Annotated in this window: 17 protein-coding genes; 11 read left to right on the top strand and 6 right to left on the bottom strand. The window is 72.2% G+C overall.

Annotated elements, in window-relative coordinates; genetic code table 11:
- Positions 1–64 precede the first annotated feature (64 nt).
- Positions 65–838, top strand: a complete 774-nt coding sequence (locus ABXJ52_RS05160) for a GNAT family N-acyltransferase (protein ID WP_367039580.1) — start codon at positions 65–67, stop codon at positions 836–838.
- On the top strand, positions 835–1,683 hold the full coding sequence (locus ABXJ52_RS05155; RefSeq protein WP_367039578.1) for a lysophospholipid acyltransferase family protein: 849 nt from the start codon (positions 835–837) through the stop codon (positions 1,681–1,683). Before ABXJ52_RS05160 ends, ABXJ52_RS05155 begins: the two co-directional genes overlap by 4 nt.
- 17 nt (positions 1,684–1,700) lie before the next feature.
- Here ABXJ52_RS05155 and ABXJ52_RS05150 read toward each other — a convergent pair whose 3' ends face one another.
- Positions 1,701–2,648: an erythromycin esterase family protein gene (locus ABXJ52_RS05150; protein WP_367039575.1), complete on the bottom strand. Its 948-nt coding sequence runs from the start codon at positions 2,646–2,648 to the stop codon at positions 1,701–1,703.
- Between the two features lie 154 nt (positions 2,649–2,802).
- Between ABXJ52_RS05150 and ABXJ52_RS05145 the strand changes: the two genes are divergently transcribed.
- The 5 genes from ABXJ52_RS05145 (at position 2,803) to ABXJ52_RS05125 (ending at position 5,490) form a co-directional block, all read left to right on the top strand.
- Positions 2,803–3,060, top strand: coding sequence for a hypothetical protein (locus ABXJ52_RS05145; RefSeq protein WP_367039572.1), 258 nt, complete (start codon positions 2,803–2,805; stop codon positions 3,058–3,060).
- Positions 3,057–3,581 (top strand): DJ-1/PfpI family protein, encoded by a 525-nt coding sequence (locus ABXJ52_RS05140; RefSeq protein WP_367039569.1) that lies wholly within the window; start codon positions 3,057–3,059, stop codon positions 3,579–3,581. The genes ABXJ52_RS05145 and ABXJ52_RS05140 overlap by 4 nt, the downstream gene beginning before the upstream one ends.
- Positions 3,497–3,904, top strand: coding sequence for a DJ-1/PfpI family protein (locus ABXJ52_RS05135; RefSeq protein ID WP_367039567.1), 408 nt, complete (start codon positions 3,497–3,499; stop codon positions 3,902–3,904). Before ABXJ52_RS05140 ends, ABXJ52_RS05135 begins: the two co-directional genes overlap by 85 nt.
- Positions 3,905–4,001: 97 nt before the next feature.
- On the top strand, positions 4,002–4,709 hold the full coding sequence (locus ABXJ52_RS05130; RefSeq protein WP_367039565.1) for a hypothetical protein: 708 nt from the start codon (positions 4,002–4,004) through the stop codon (positions 4,707–4,709).
- Positions 4,710–4,896: 187 nt separating this feature from the next.
- Positions 4,897–5,490, top strand: a complete 594-nt coding sequence (locus tag ABXJ52_RS05125; protein ID WP_367039563.1) for a sigma-70 family RNA polymerase sigma factor — start codon at positions 4,897–4,899, stop codon at positions 5,488–5,490.
- A gap of 98 nt (positions 5,491–5,588) precedes the next feature.
- Here the strand turns inward: ABXJ52_RS05125 and ABXJ52_RS05120 are convergent, their stop codons facing one another.
- On the bottom strand, positions 5,589–6,518 hold the full coding sequence (locus tag ABXJ52_RS05120) for a MarR family transcriptional regulator (protein WP_367039562.1): 930 nt from the start codon (positions 6,516–6,518) through the stop codon (positions 5,589–5,591).
- 210 nt (positions 6,519–6,728) lie between these two features.
- Between ABXJ52_RS05120 and ABXJ52_RS05115 the strand changes: the two genes are divergently transcribed.
- Together ABXJ52_RS05115 and ABXJ52_RS05110 are read left to right on the top strand one after the other, a co-directional pair.
- Entirely contained in the window at positions 6,729–7,604 is an 876-nt protein-coding gene (locus tag ABXJ52_RS05115) for an ABC transporter ATP-binding protein (protein ID WP_367048811.1), read from the top strand.
- Positions 7,601–8,449 (top strand): ABC transporter permease, encoded by an 849-nt coding sequence (locus tag ABXJ52_RS05110; RefSeq protein ID WP_367039560.1) that lies wholly within the window; start codon positions 7,601–7,603, stop codon positions 8,447–8,449. The genes ABXJ52_RS05115 and ABXJ52_RS05110 overlap by 4 nt, the downstream gene beginning before the upstream one ends.
- Positions 8,450–8,481: 32 nt before the next feature.
- Here the strand turns inward: ABXJ52_RS05110 and ABXJ52_RS05105 are convergent, their stop codons facing one another.
- From ABXJ52_RS05105 to ABXJ52_RS05095, 3 genes are all read right to left on the bottom strand, one after another.
- On the bottom strand, positions 8,482–8,886 hold the full coding sequence (locus tag ABXJ52_RS05105; RefSeq protein WP_367039558.1) for a CoA-binding protein: 405 nt from the start codon (positions 8,884–8,886) through the stop codon (positions 8,482–8,484).
- Positions 8,887–8,938: 52 nt separating this feature from the next.
- Positions 8,939–9,514 carry a TerD family protein gene (locus tag ABXJ52_RS05100; RefSeq protein ID WP_365822217.1) on the bottom strand — a complete coding sequence of 192 codons (576 nt, stop codon included), beginning with the start codon at positions 9,512–9,514 and terminating at the stop codon, positions 8,939–8,941.
- A gap of 244 nt (positions 9,515–9,758) precedes the next feature.
- On the bottom strand, positions 9,759–10,403 hold the full coding sequence (locus ABXJ52_RS05095; protein WP_367039555.1) for a TetR/AcrR family transcriptional regulator C-terminal domain-containing protein: 645 nt from the start codon (positions 10,401–10,403) through the stop codon (positions 9,759–9,761).
- 106 nt (positions 10,404–10,509) lie between these two features.
- Here ABXJ52_RS05095 and ABXJ52_RS05090 point away from each other — a divergent pair, with 106 nt between their 5' ends.
- A complete protein-coding gene (locus tag ABXJ52_RS05090; RefSeq protein ID WP_367039553.1) occupies positions 10,510–11,958 on the top strand; it encodes an APC family permease in 1,449 nt (482 codons plus the stop codon).
- Positions 11,955–13,604 carry an amidohydrolase gene (locus tag ABXJ52_RS05085; RefSeq protein ID WP_367039551.1) on the top strand — a complete coding sequence of 550 codons (1,650 nt, stop codon included), beginning with the start codon at positions 11,955–11,957 and terminating at the stop codon, positions 13,602–13,604. Before ABXJ52_RS05090 ends, ABXJ52_RS05085 begins: the two co-directional genes overlap by 4 nt.
- Here the strand turns inward: ABXJ52_RS05085 and ABXJ52_RS05080 are convergent.
- Positions 13,579–14,247 carry a 4'-phosphopantetheinyl transferase superfamily protein gene (locus ABXJ52_RS05080; protein WP_367048810.1) on the bottom strand — a complete coding sequence of 223 codons (669 nt, stop codon included), beginning with the start codon at positions 14,245–14,247 and terminating at the stop codon, positions 13,579–13,581. The two genes, ABXJ52_RS05085 and ABXJ52_RS05080, sit on opposite strands and share 26 nt — an antisense overlap.
- Positions 14,248–14,275: the final 28 nt, after the last annotated feature.

Below are 14,275 nucleotides of genomic sequence, written 5' to 3'. Positions count from 1 at the left end.
AGCGTGCCGACGATCCTTCAATCCCTGGCCTCGGTCACCCTCCCCGAACGGAGCCGGATCTGTCATGCCCTCGACATCCGCTACCCCCTCAGCATCCGCTGCCCCCTCCGCACCCGCCCCCAGCGCGTACGTCACCTCCATCGCCGACTCCGAGGAGCAGATCCGGGCCGCCCAGCGGCTGCGGTACCGCGTCTTCGGCGAGGAGATGGGCGCCACGCTGCACACCCCTTTGCCCGGACATGACGTCGACGCCTACGACGCCCTGGTGGACCACCTGATCGTCACCGACACCGCCACGGGCGAGGTCGTCGGGACCTACCGTCTGCTGCCGCCGGGGCGGGCCGAGAGGTCCTACTCCGACAGCGAGTTCGACCTGCGCGCCCTCGAAGGGCTGCGATCCTCCACCGTCGAGGCGGGCCGCTCCTGCGTGCACCCCGATCACCGCTCCGGAGCGGTCATCAACCTGATGTGGTCGGCGCTCGCCCGCTACGTCCTGCTCTCCGGCCACCGCTATCTGGCGGGCTGCGCATCGGTGCCGCTGGCCGACGGCGGCAAGGCGGCCTCCAGTGCCTGGCTGCTCGGCACGTCCAAGCACGCGTCGCCGCCGGAGCTCAGGGTGCATCCCCGGCGCCCCTGGGCGCCCACCGCGCCGACGGTGGAGCGGCCGGCCTACGCCGACCTGCCGCCGCTGCTGAGGGGGTACCTCCGCCTCGGTGCGTGGATGTGCGGGGCGCCCACGCACGACCCCGAGTTCGATGTCGCGGACTTCTTCGTCCTCCTCGACATGGACCGGCTCGGCGACCGATACCGCCGCTACTTTCTGGGGGAGACCCCATGAGCCCCGCGGCAGCCCCGGCGGCGCTGTGCACCCCGGCCTGCGTCACACGCTCGGCGCCGGAGGTGCCGCCGGCCGAACTGGCCCGACGGTACGCCGCGTTGGCGTACGAGATCGGCGTCGGCGTCGCCCAGGGGGAGCGGCTCGCCCGGCCCCGCGTGCTGCGGGCGCGGGCCCGGGGCATCCTGGGCGCGCTCGGCATACGCCTTGAGGTGGCGACGGAGGAGCCGGAGTCGGAGCCGGAGCGGCTGTCCGTCACCGGTTCCCGTCCCGGCACCCTCATCGTCGCCAACCACATCTCCTGGCTCGATGTCGTCAGTCTGCTCGCCGTCGAGCCGGTGACCGTCCTCGCCAAGCGGGAGGTGGGGCAGTGGCCGGTCATCGGGGCGCTCGCCCGGCGGGCCGGGTCGCAGTTCATCGACCGCGACGGCCTGCGCCAACTTCCCCGTGCCGTCGCCGATCTGGCGTCGACCCTGCGATCGGGCCGCTCCGTCCTCGTCTTCCCGCAGGCCACGACCTGGTGCTCCGTGGCCGGTGGCCGCTTCCGGCGGGCCACGTTCCAGGCGGCGGCCGACGCGGGCGCCCCCGTGCGGCCGGTGACCATTCGCTACTACCGGCACGGCAGGCGCAGCACCACCGCGGCCTTCCTGGGAGAGGAGACGTTCGGCGCCTCGCTGCACCGCGTGGCCCGCGCCCGCGGCCTGACCGTGCGGGTCACCGCTCGCGCCCCGCTGCGCGGAACCGACCGGCGAGAACTGGCCGCCGAGGCTCAAGCGGCGATCGTGGCCAGTGAGGCGGTCGTGGCCGGTGAGTTGCCCGCTCATCATGTCGGGTCCGCTGAGCGGTAGTCCCCCGAGGAGCCAGCTCAGGAACGGCCGAGAGGCCTGGCCGGTGTGACGTCGCGGACATGGGCCACGCCGTCGAACCACTCCGCGAGGGAGTCGCCGGACAGATGGTGGTCCGCGTCCTCGCGGGCGTCGTAGAAGGGGCCGACGAGGCGCGTCTTGACGGGGGCGCCGAGCCAGGCGTTCACGGACGCGGGGCGCTCTGCGCGCAGGTCCAGGAAGTACGCCGACAGTTCGGTCGCGCCGAGTACCGCCTCCGCGAAATCAGCGGGTGGTACGGGATAGTCCGTGCCGTGGTGGAAGGTGAGCCCGATGGATGCGTAGCCGGTGCCGAAGTGTTCACGCAGGTGGCCGCCCGCGTTGCGGTGTGTCTGGGGACCGGGCGAGGACACCGTACGGGGGGCGCTGACGGCCGTGTGGGCGAGGCCGCCCCAGTAGACGGTCTTCTGCCGGGTGTGCTCGTGCCAGCGGATGATGTCGTCGGCGATGGCCCGTTCGTTCTCCGCGAGTCCGCCGCCGTACGGCGGCGACTGCGAGTCGAGCGCGGCCAGTTGGACGGGGTCGTGGGGGTTGCGTTCGTTGTGGGCGCGCATCCAGCGCAGTACGTCGAGGATTTCCTCGGTCCGCAGGAAGGGGCGCGCTTCGGAGAGCAGTGCTTCCGGGTCGCCCGCACCGGTGAGGACGTACGCGTCGAGGCCCAGCCGCGCCGGATCGTCCCCTTCGAGTGCGAGCGAACGGAACCCCCGCTCCTCGACCAGGAGTCGCAGCATCCGGTGCTGGACGACGGACAGTTCATGGGTGGCGCGGGATCCCACGCCGAGCGCGACGATCTCGGCGTCCGCCACCGCGTCGGCCAGCGGACGCAGATCGTCCAACCCGGCTTGTGGGTCAAGGGCGTTGATGGGGGTCGCGTGCTGGAGCAGCCAGGCGGCTGCCGCTTCCGTGGCTGCTTCTGATGTCCGGTTCATGGGAACAGGCTCGTACCTGAAGTTTGGTTGAGGTCAAGCGTGCCGCGTCGGTCGTGTGTCACGGGAACTCGGCACCCTCCCCGGCCGACTCCTGTAACAGACGCGGGCGCGATGGTCCCGCGCTGTCGCGTTCACGAGTGTCAGGAGAGCGGCGATGAGCGATCGCCCCCAACTGTCCCTGCTCTGCGGGTTCCTCGCGCTGCTCGCGGTGGTCTTCGCGGTGTCGTACGCCGTGGGGGCGGCCGTCGGACCGGACGGACCGGACGGACCGGGGACGCAGCGGACCGGGCACGAGACCGAGCGTGGGACCGAGCACGGGACGGAGAGCGGGACCGACACGGGCCCCGGCGGTCATGGTGGCGGCGGGGCTCATGGCGGCATGGGGGACACGCACTCCGGCGACGGCCGATGAGCGGGCCCGCAGCTTCGGGAGCAGTCCTCGGAGGAGCCCCCGTAGGCAAGAGTGATCGTGAACCCAAGGCCGGTGCGGACCGCCGGAGGCTGCTGCGGGGTGCGGTGGCCGGGACGCTGGGTGCGGCCGGTCTCGCCTCCGCGTCGGTGCACCCGGCGCGGGCGGCGGAGCGGGGAGCGCCGGGGCAGGACGGCGCGACGCCTGTGAGCGTCGCCGTGCTGCTCTACGACGGATTCACCGCCCTGGACGCGGTCGGCCCGTACGAAGTGCTGTGCCGCGTACCGGGCGTGCGCGTGACGATGGTCGCCCGGCGGGCGGGCCCGGTCCGTACCGACACCGGGGAGCTGACGCTCGTGGCCGAGCGGGCCATGGGCGACGTCGATCGAGCCGACGTACTGCTGGTGCCCGGCGGCGGCAACCGCGGGACCGTCGCGAGATGGAGGACACCGACGCCCACCGGTGGATCCGGCGCATCCACCGCCACTCCACATGGACCACCTCGGTCTGCACCGGCTCCCTGATCCTCGGCTCGGCGGGCCTGCTCCGGGGCCTTCCGGCCACCACGTACTGGGCGTCGCGCCCGTATCTGGAGAAGGTCGGCGCCGTCTACGCTCCCGGCCGCTTCGTCGAAACCGGGAAGATCATGACGGCGGCGGGTGTCTCCGCGGGCATCGACATGGGCCTGCACCTCGCGTCCCGCCTCGCCGACGAGAAGGTCGCCAGGGCGATGCAACTGGCCGTCGAGTACGACCCGGATCCGCCGTACGACACGGGCAGTCCCGAGAAGGCCGACGCGGAGACGGAGGCGCTGGCCCTGAAGCTCCTGGAGGACTCCGCTCGCTGACGCCCGGCCGGCTTCCTCCGGCGCGGGTGAACGGTCCGGGGTCATCTTGCGTACCCGTCTGTGAACGGAGTGGCGCGAATGCAAGGATGGCCCCGCCATGACTGCTGGGTGGTGTTCTCGCGCGGTACGGGCTGCGGTGTTCGCGGCCGCCTGTGTGCTGCTCGCTGCCCTGGGGCACGCCATGATGTCGGGGACCTCGGTGCCCTGGTGGACGCTGGGTGCCGGAGCCGTCGGAGTCGGCGGTACGGCGTGGCTGCTTGCCGGGCGGGAGCGGGGGCTGCCTCTGGTCGTCTCCCTCGCGGTGGCGGCGCAGGCCGCGCTGCACTCGGGGTTCTCCCTGGCCCAGGCCGCCGCGCGGCCCTCTGACGGGGTGCCGCTCGTGCGGCGGTGGGCGCAGCACATGCTGTGTGCCGCGCCGATGCCCGACGCGGGCGCCACGTCCATGCCCGCTGGGCCCGCCATGCCCGCGTCCCCTACGGGCTCCTCCATGGAGCACATGGACCACATGGGCGGCGGCCACGACATGAGCGGCATGTCGCCGACCGGCATGCTCGCCGCCCACCTTCTCGCCGCCCTCCTCTGCGGCCTCTGGCTCGCGCACGGCGAACGCGCGGCCTTCCGTGTCGGTCGTGCCTTCGCCGGGTGGCTCGTCGCTCCGCTGCGGGTGCCCCTCGCGCTGCCGAGGCCCGCGCACCGGCCTCGCGTCCGGCCACAGCGCCACCGTTCGGCGGGCCGGCCGCGGCAGTTCCTGCTCGTGCACGCCATCACTTCTCGGGGTCCGCCCGCCGGGACCGCTGTCGCCTGACAGCTGGTTCCCCGACGCCGTTCCGCGCGCCACGCCGCGCGGCCGGACGGCTCGGGCATCGGTCGTACGCACTCTCGCGCGGCCGTACCCCCCTCACCGGACCCTCCGGACGCACGTACGCCACGTACACCCCACGTACGTGTACGTGCGGCGGGCCCGGGTCCCGGATTCCCGAGAAGGACACCAGGTGATCATTCCTGCCCTGCCCAGCTCACCCGACGAGTCGATAACGGCCTGGGCACTCGCCGCCCGCGCCGGAGACCCCGAAGCGGTCGAGCACTTCGTACGCGCCCTGCACCGGGACGTCCGCCGGTACGTGACGTACCTCGGTGGCGACCCGCAGGCCGCCGACGACCTGACGCAGGACACGTTCCTGCGGGCCCTCGGCAGCCTGCACCGTTTCGAAGGGCGCTCGTCCGCCCGTACGTGGCTGCTCTCCATCGCCCGGCGCGCGGTGATCGACAGCCTGCGGCACGCCGCGGCCAGGCCCCGCCTCTGCGACACGGACGACTGGCAGTCCGCGGCGGAGCGGGCCCAGCCGAGGGGCCTGCCGGGCTTCGACGACGGCGTGGTCCTCACCGACCTGCTCGCGACGCTGCCCGACGAACGGCGTGAGGCCTTCGTGCTCACCCAGCTCCTCGGGCTGCCGTACGCGGAGGCCGCGTTGCTCACCGGCTGTCCGGTGGGCACGGTCCGCTCGCGCGTGGCGCGGGCCCGGATCTCGCTGATGGAGCGACTGCGAGAAGCCGAACACCCCGCGCTCGCGGGCGCCGCGGCCTGACGCGCCGCCGCCCGGACGAGACGCCGGGCGGCCGTGCGGCCAACTCCGCGCGCGGCCCGCACTCCGCGAAGGCCGTCATCGACGCCGCCGCCTGGGGCTCAACTACCCTCCGGCGTAGGTGATTCGGTGAGCGGCGCGCACGAAGAAGTCCCGTGCGGACCTTCCGTGGCGGCAGATCGTCCCAAGGCCTTGCGCTGCGCCGGAGTGAGGCGGTCCGGTTCGGCATGGCGCAGGGCTTCGGTCACGCGGGCCGGGGACCAGCCGAGGGCGGCGGCCAGGTGGTCGGCCGGGAGAGGCGCACCTGCGTGCCGCAGCGCGGCCAGCACGGTCAGCGCGTCGTCGACGGCTCCGGAGCCGCCGTTCATGTCATCGCTGAGGGTGGCGAAGAACTGGCCCATGTTCGCGAGTCTGGTCCCCGCGGGTGTCGCCGCGTCGAGGACTTCGACTCCTCGATGCGCCGTCTTCGCCCACATCGCGTGCTGCTGCGCGCTCGTCAGCCACGCCCGGAGCCAGACGTCGTCGTCGATCACGTACCGCTCACGACGGTGCCCCGGCCGCCGCTCGCGGCGGATCACCCCGAGGCCTTCCAGATAGCCGACGGCCAGGGATACCGAAGCGGGGCTGACCCGCAGCCGCTGGACCAGGTCCGCGGCGGTGAGGCTGCCGGAGTCGTCGGTGATCAGACACGCGAGCACCCGCGCGGCCATGCGGGGCACCCCGGTCCTGACCATGAGCGCCGCGAGGTGCTCGGCGAAGTCGCGTACGGCATCGGGGTCGCGACCGTACGCGTCGGGAGGCGCGGCAGGACCGCGGCGCGTGACACGGCCGCGCCTGCGGGCCCGTCGTCCGGTGGCGAGGTGGGCGTGGTCGACGCGGTACCGCTCGGGACCGCCGTTACGGGCCACCTCACGGCTGATCGTGGATGTCGGCCTGGCCATGCGCCGGGCGATCTCGGCGTACCCGAGCCCTTCGGCCAGGCCCGCGCCGATCTGCCGACGGTCCTCGTGGGTCAGCCTGCCTCCCGGCATGAGCGTCGCCCTCCTCGCGTTCTTGCGTTCATGGGCAAGGCCATTGCAATGAACCCTCGTAATTCCTTACGGAGTCCCCATAGTCGCCCAGTAGTTCATTGAAGGCCCATTGAACGCAACGTAGCTTCGCCGGTATCTGCACGGATACGGGGAGGAGTTGGCGTGACGACGACGAGCGAGGACGTCGTGCTCGATGTCGAGGGGCTGCGCATGCGCTACGGCACGGTCGACGTGCTGCGGGACGTGACGTTCCGGGCACGGCACGGCGAGGTGCTCGCCCTGCTCGGGCCGAACGGGGCGGGCAAGACCACCACCATCGAGATCATGGAAGGGTTCCGCGTGCGCTCGGCGGGCCGGGTCCACGTGCTCGGCACGGACCCGGCGCTCGGCACCGAGGCCTGGCGTGCGCGCATCGGGGTCGTCCTGCAGTCCTGGCGCGACCACGGCAAGTGGCGGGTGCGTGAGCTGCTCGCGCACCTCGGGACGTACTACGCGCCCTACTCCACCGGCACGATCCGGCGGCCGTGGGGCACCGACGACCTGATGGCGGCGGTAGGCCTGACGGCGCACGCGGGGAAGAAGATCAAGACACTGTCCGGTGGGCAGCGGCGCAGGCTGGACGTGGCGATCGGCATCGTGGGCCGCCCCGAACTGCTGTTCCTGGACGAGCCAACCGCGGGTTTCGACCCGGAGGCCCGGCGGGAGTTCCACGCACTCGTCCGCCGTCTCGCCGACGAGCACGCGACCACGATCCTGCTCACCACGCACGACCTGCACGAGGCGGCCAGGCTCGCCGACCGCATGATGATCCTCTCCGGGGGACGGATCATCGCGGACGGTTCACCGGACGACCTCGCGCGGCGGATCGCGGGCGAGGACGAAGTGCGCTGGACGCGCGGCGGGCGGCACTTCGTGAGGTCGACGCCCGAATCGACCGCGTTCGTGCGCCAGTTGTTCCACCAGTACGGCGACGAGGTGGGCCAACTTGAGGTCCGTAGAGCCTCGTTGGAGGACACCTATCTGGCGTTGGTACGGGGCGCGGAGGCGGCCGGGGTGCGCGGGGCCGACCAGGCGGTCGTCCGGTGAACGCGGCGAGCGTGGCGCTCCGCGCGGGCTCGGCCCGTGGCCTGATCGAACTGCGGCAGTCGTTCACCAACGGCGGCGATGTGCTCTCGCACCTGCTCTGGCCGGTGCTGATGCTGACCTTCTTGTTCTTCATGAGGGACACGACGTTCGGCACGAGCGGGCTTCTGCTCGGCACCCTCGCCCTGCCGAGCATCCTCGGCATGAACGCGGCGATGGGCATGGTCAGCATGAGCCAGGCGCTCACCGCCGAACGCGAGGACGGCACCCTGCTGCGCGCCAAGGCGACGCCGAACGGCATGCCGGGTTACCTCATCGGCAAGGTCGTCTCCGTGGCCGGCGGCCTACTGGCCGACCTCGCGATCCTGCTGATCCCCGGCATCCTGATCGTCGAGGGCCTCACGCTGGGAGGGCCCGGCTCGTGGCTGACGCTGACCTGGGTGCTCGTCCTCGGCATGGTCGCGACGCTGCCCATCGGGGCGGTCCTCGGCTCGGTGTTCACCAGCGCGCGCAGCCAGGGCCTGATCCAGCTTCCGGTGCTCGGCATGATCGCGATCTCCGGCATCTTCTACCCGATCACCGCCATGCCGGACTGGCTGCAATGGGTGGCGCAGGCGTTCCCCGTCTACTGGCTCGGCCTCGGCATGCGCTCTGCCCTGCTGCCGGACAGCGCGGTCGGCATCGAGATCGCCGACTCCTGGCGGCACTGGGAGACCGCCGGGGTGCTGGGAGCCTGGGCGGTGCTCGGCCTCCTGGTGGCGCCGATCGTGCTGCGCCGGATGGCACGCAGGGAGTCGGGTTCCAGCGTGGCCCGGCGCCGGGAGCGGGCGCTGCGGCGGGTGGGTTGACCCTCCGCAGTCCCCGCACCGCCAGCGGATCGCTACAGCATGGGGAGTTCGATCGCCGGGCAACGGTCCATCACCATCTCCAGGCCCCCGGCCCGGACCCGCTCGTAGGCCGCCTCGTCGATGACGCCCAGCTGGAACCAGACCGCCTGCGCCCCGATCGCGACGGCCTCATCGGCGGCCTGTCCCGCGAGGGCGCTGTTGAGGAAGACATCGACGACGTCGATCTTGAAGGGCACGGCGGAGAGGGACGGGTAGCCCTTCTCGCCGTGCACCGTCTCGGCCTTCGGGTGGATCGGGACGACGCGCTTCCCGTATCGCTGCAGGACGCCGGCGACCCCGTACGCCGCTCGTTCCTGGTTCGTGGACAGGCCCACGACCGCCCAGGTGTCTCCGAGCCCCGTGAGGATCTTGCGCACTGTTGCCGGATCGCCGTACACGTCCCGCTCCTTCTGCCGCCGTTGGTCGGATGACTGCGCGAAGACGCGTACGTCAGACGTTCACGCCGAAGTCCGACGCGATGCCGCGCAGTCCACTGGCATAACCCTGGCCGACCGCGCGGAATTTCCACTCCGTACCGTGGCGGTAGAGCTCGCCGAAGACCATGGCGGTCTCGGTCGACGCGTCCTCGGAGAGGTCGTAGCGGGCGATCTCCACGTTGTCGGCCTGGTTGACCACGCGGATGAAGGCGTTGCGGACCTGGCCGAAGCTCTGGCCGCGGTTCTCGGCGTCGTGGATGGAGACGGGGAAGACGATCTTCGTGATCTCGGCGGGCACCTGTGCCAGGTTCACCTTCACGGCCTCGTCGTCGCCCTCGCCCTCGCCCGTGAGGTTGTCGCCGGTGTGCTCGACCGAACCGTCGGGGCTCTTGAGCTGGTTGTAGAAGATGAAGTGCTGGTCGGAGACGACCTTGCCCGAGTCGTCGCACAGGAGTGCGCTGGCGTCCAGGTCGTAGTCCGTGCCGGTGGTCGTGCGGACGTCCCAGCCCAGGCCGACCAGGACGGCGGTGAGGCCCGGGGCCTCCTTGCTGAGCGAGACGTTGCCGCCCTTGGCCAGGGAAACTCCCACGATGTCCTCCTGAAGTCCTGAGGTGATGTGCGTACCGGCCGTGGTCAGGGCCGGGCCGTAAAATCTACATCACTGTAGAAGTAGCTGGAGTGCCGCGTCCCGAACGCCGTGTCCCGATACAGCACTCCTATACAGCGCCCCGTTACGATGTGGCGCTTTCCGAGTGGTCGTCAAGAGAGCCGTCGAGGCAGCCGCTGAGGCGACCGTCGAGCCGGACCCCCATGCGGCGAGCTCTCGCCGGGTTCTACTCCCCGCCGAACTCCGCGAGTTGGGCCACGAGGCCGCGGACCAGCGCGTCGAGCCCCGAGGTGAAGGCATCCTCGGCGCGCCCCGCCTTGTCGCCGCCGACGGCACTCTCCAGGGCCGCCGCCAGGACAGGCACCCGCGGCGCGTGCCCCGCCGGGTCGATCATCAGCGGCGGCGCCACGAGGTCGAGCGCCGAGCCGAGGAGGAAGGACTCGACGCTGGTCAGCGCCGCGACGAGCCGCTCCCGCGGCCAGCCGCCACGGGCCAGCGCCGACACCACCGTCTCGTACATGGCGAGCGTGGCCGGAGAGCTGATGGTCGTGGTGGCCAGCAGGTCGATGGAGTGCGGATGCCTGGCGAAGGCGTCGCGGTACGAACGGGCCCACGCGGCAAGGGCTTCGGGCCACGGCTGCGTGTCGAAGGCGGAGACGTCCATCTCCTCGACGATCAGACGCCGTACGCCCTCGATGACCTCGGCGCGGCCGTCCAGATGGTTGTAGAGCGAGGCGGTCTTCACCCCGAGCCGCGCGGCAAGGCGGGGCAGGCTGAACGCGGCGGGCCCCTCGGCGTCGATCATCGCGAGGGCCTCTCGCGCTATCAGATCCGCGCTGAGCAGCGGTATGCGCGGTCTCCCTCTGCCCATGGCCTGGCAACTCCCGTCTCCGGATGGGGCCTTCACAGCCACCCGGGTGCAGAGTACGGTCCTGCCCAGCCCGGACTAAAGGCTTTAGCTTGCTTGGAGTGCCCGCGTGACCGCACCCACCCCCCGCGCCGCCAAGGGCCTGAGCGGCGGCGCCGTCGGCACCGGCGGCCTCGTCTTCTTCGTCGTGGCCGCCGCCGCGCCGCTGACCGTGATGGCCGCGGTGGCCCCGCTCGCGATCGGCATGGCGGGCCGGGCGGCGCCCCTCGGCTACCTGACCTCGGGGCTGCTGCTCATCGTCTTCGCGGCGGGATTCACCGCGATGAGCCGCTTCGTCCGCAACGCGGGGGCCTTCTACGCCTACATCGGCCGCGGGCTCGGCCGCCCGGCGGGAGCCGGAGCCGCGTACGTCGCGCTCTTCTCGTACAACGCCATCGAGGTCGGACTCCTGGTCGCCTTCGGATGGTTCACCGAGTCCGGGTTCGAGGATCTGACCGGGGCCCGCGTGGCCTGGTGGATCTGGTCCCTCGCCGGGCTCGTCGCGATCGGTGTGCTCGGCTATCTGAAGGTCACGCTCAGCGCCAAGGTCCTCGGCGTCGCCCTCGTCCTCGAAGTCCTCGTACTCCTGGTCTTCGAGGCCGGGTTGATCGCGCACGGGGGCGGACCGCAGGGCCTCGACCTCGGCACGCTCTCGCCGCACCACCTGGGAGAGGACGGGGTGGGCGGCATGTTCGTGCTCGCCGTCGGAGCCTTCGTCGGGTTCGAGGCGACGGCCATCTACGCGGAGGAGGCACGGGAGCCGGAGCGCAGCGTGCCGCGCGCCACCTACATCGCCGTCGCGTTCCTCGCGCTCTTCTACACCTTCACGGTGTGGATGATCATCAACGCGTACGGATCCGGCCGCGCCCAGGCCGTCGCCCAGGGGGAGGGAGGCGCCGACATGGTCTTCACCGCGACCGAGCGGTTCGCCGGCGCCTGGGTCGCCGACTCCATGCACGTCCTGATCATCACCAGCGCGTTCGCCGCGACCCTCGCCTTCCACAACGGCGCCGCCCGCTACTTCTACGCCCTGGGCCGCGAGGGGCTGTTGCCGCGCCGCCTCGGCACCGTGTCCCCGAAGACGCGGGCACCCGCCACGGCGGTCATGGCGCAGTCCGCCATCGCGCTGGCCGTGGTCGCCGTGACCCTCGTCAGCGGCGCCGATCCTTACACCGTCACCTTCCTGTGGAGCAACGGCTCCGGCATCCTCGGCGTGATGCTGATGCAGGCGCTCGCCGCGCTCGCGGTGTACGGCTTCTTCCGGCGCGACCGCAGGGGCATGCCCGCCTGGCGCGTGGTCGCGGCCCCGCTGACGGCCTGCGCGGGCCTCGCGGTGCTGATCGTCCTGGTGTGCGCCAACCTCGATCTCCTGACGGGAGCTTCGGGCGGCGTCAACGCCGCGCTCATCGCGCCGCTGCCCGTGCTGTTCGTGGCGGGAGCGGCACTGGCCCTGCGGATCCGGCGGCGAGAACCGAGGGCGTACGAACGGCTGACGACAGTGGACGCGGAGAACGTATGAAGCAGGAGCGGGACAACATGGCGGACGAGACCGCGACGCGGGTCTTCCTGGGGCGCGTGCGCACCGGAAGCGACGGGCGCCCGGACACCACGGCACTCGCCGTGCGCGACGGACGTGTCATCGCGCTCGGAGAAGAGGCCCGCGAGCTCGCCGAAGTGGCGGACGAGGTCGTCGAGTTGGGCGACGGGCTGCTCCTGTCCGCCTTCGGCGACGGGCACGCCCATCCCCTCTTCGGCGGTCGGGAGAGCTTCGGCCCGCAGATCAAGGACCTCACCTCGGTCGACGCGATCGTCGCGGAGGTCGGCCGGTGGGCCGACGCGCACCCGGACACGGAGTGGATCGTCGGCGCGTCCTACGACCCCGCGCTCGCGCCCGACGGCGAGTTCGACGCCCGGTGGCTGGACGCCGCCGTCACCGAACGGCCCGTCGTGCTGCGGGCGTACGACTACCACACGGTGTGGTGCAACTCGGAGGCGCTGCGCCGGGCCGGCGTGCGGGACTCGACGCCCGACCCGCGCCTCGGCTGGATCGTCCGGCGCCCCGACGGCACGCCCATGGGCACCCTGCGCGAGTGGCACGCCTGCGACCTGGTGCTCGACCAGGTGCCGGCGCGCGAGGAGGCCGAACTGGTCGAAGCGGTGCGCCGCGCGAGCCTGGCGTACGCGCGAGCGGGCATCACCTGGGTGCAGGACGCCTGGGTCGAGCCGGAGATGGTCGACGCCTATCTCGCGGCGGCCCGGCACGACGCGCTGAGCGTCCGCGTCGACCTGGCCCAGCGCGCCGATCCCGACCGCTGGCGCGAGCAGCGCAAGCAGTTCGACGCGGCACGGGCGCGCGTGGCCGCCGAGGGAGGTCCGCTGCTGTCCGCGCGCACGGTGAAGTACTTCAGTGACGGCGTGATCGAGGGCGGTACGGCGGCCCTGCTCGACCCCTACCTGGACGCGCCGCACAGCTGCGGGATGCCCGTGTGGGAGCCGGGCGCGCTCGCCGAAGCGGTGTGCGCCTTCGACGCCGACGGCTTCCGGACGCACATCCACGCCATCGGCGACGCGGGCGTACGGGCGGCGCTCGACGCCGTGGAGGCGGCGGTCCGCGCCAACCCGGCCTGGGACCGGCGGCCGGTGATCACCCACGTCCAGCTCGTCGACCCGGCCGACCTGCCGCGCTTCGCCGCACTCGGCGTCATCGCCAACTTCGAGCCCCTGTGGGCGCAGCCCGACCCGCTCCAGACCGATCTCTCCATGCCGCGGATCGGGGCCGAACGTTCCGACCGGCAGTACCCGATGGGGGAGTTGGCGCGTGACGGGGCGCGCATCTCCTTCGGCAGCGACTGGCCCGTCAGCTCGTACGAGCCACTTGAGGGCATCCAAGTCGCCGTCACCAGGCGCACGTTCGACGGAGCGCCCAAGGACGCCTGGACCCCGCACCAACGCCTCACCGTGGAACAGGCGCTCGCCGCCGCCACCAGCGGTGTCGCCCACCAGGCGGGCGCGGACGACCGCCTCGTGCTCACTCCCGGCGCGCCCGCGGACCTGGTTCGGCTCGCCGCCGATCCGCGCGCCGTGGACCCGATGGCCATCCGCCACGTACGGGTGCTCGGCACGTGGCTGGGCGGGGTCCCTACCTACCGGGTGGAACAGGAGTGAGGGGCAGGACGATGGCGGTGACCGCGATGCCGTCGCGGATCAGCCAGCTGCCCCGGAAGCTCGTCAGCTCGCGCCCCGCCACCGTCGGCCCGGGGACGAGGAGCTGTGCGGTGAAGCCGCCGTCCGGGCGCAGCTCCACCCGCGCCTCCTCGAAGCCGAGCCAGCGCCCCGTGAGCGGGAACCACGTCTTGTAGACCGACTCCTTGGCGCTGAAGAGCAGCCGGTCCCACGGAACGTCCGGATGCCGGATGCCGAGCTCGGCGAGGGCCGCGCGTTCCGTCTCGTCCGAGGCCAGCTTCAGGACATCGGGGTCGAAGAGCGGAGTCGCAGGCTCCGCGTCGACGCCGACGGAGGCGACCGCCGACGCGCGGGCCACGACGGCGGCGCGGTATCCGGCGCAGTGCGTCATGCTGCCGACGATGCCTTCGGGCCAGCGCGGCGCGCCCTTGGGCCCCGGCAGGATCGGCACGGGCGGCACGCCGAGCTCGGCCAGCGCGGTGCGGGCGCACTGCCGGACCGTGGCGAACTCGCGGCGCCGCTTGTCCACGGCCCTCGCCACGGCCGCCGCCTCCTCGGGAAAGAGGTAGGGATCGGCCGGGTCCTCGCGGGTCTCCACCACGGTCACGGGCGCCGTGGCGAGCAGCGGCCCCAACGTGGCGCTGGGCCAGGGG

The organism is Streptomyces sp. Je 1-332 (assembly GCF_040730185.1).
GTDB lineage: Bacteria > Actinomycetota > Actinomycetes > Streptomycetales > Streptomycetaceae > Streptomyces.
The sequence above is the reverse complement of the archived record's forward strand: the minus strand, read 5'-3'. Positions and strand labels throughout refer to the sequence as shown.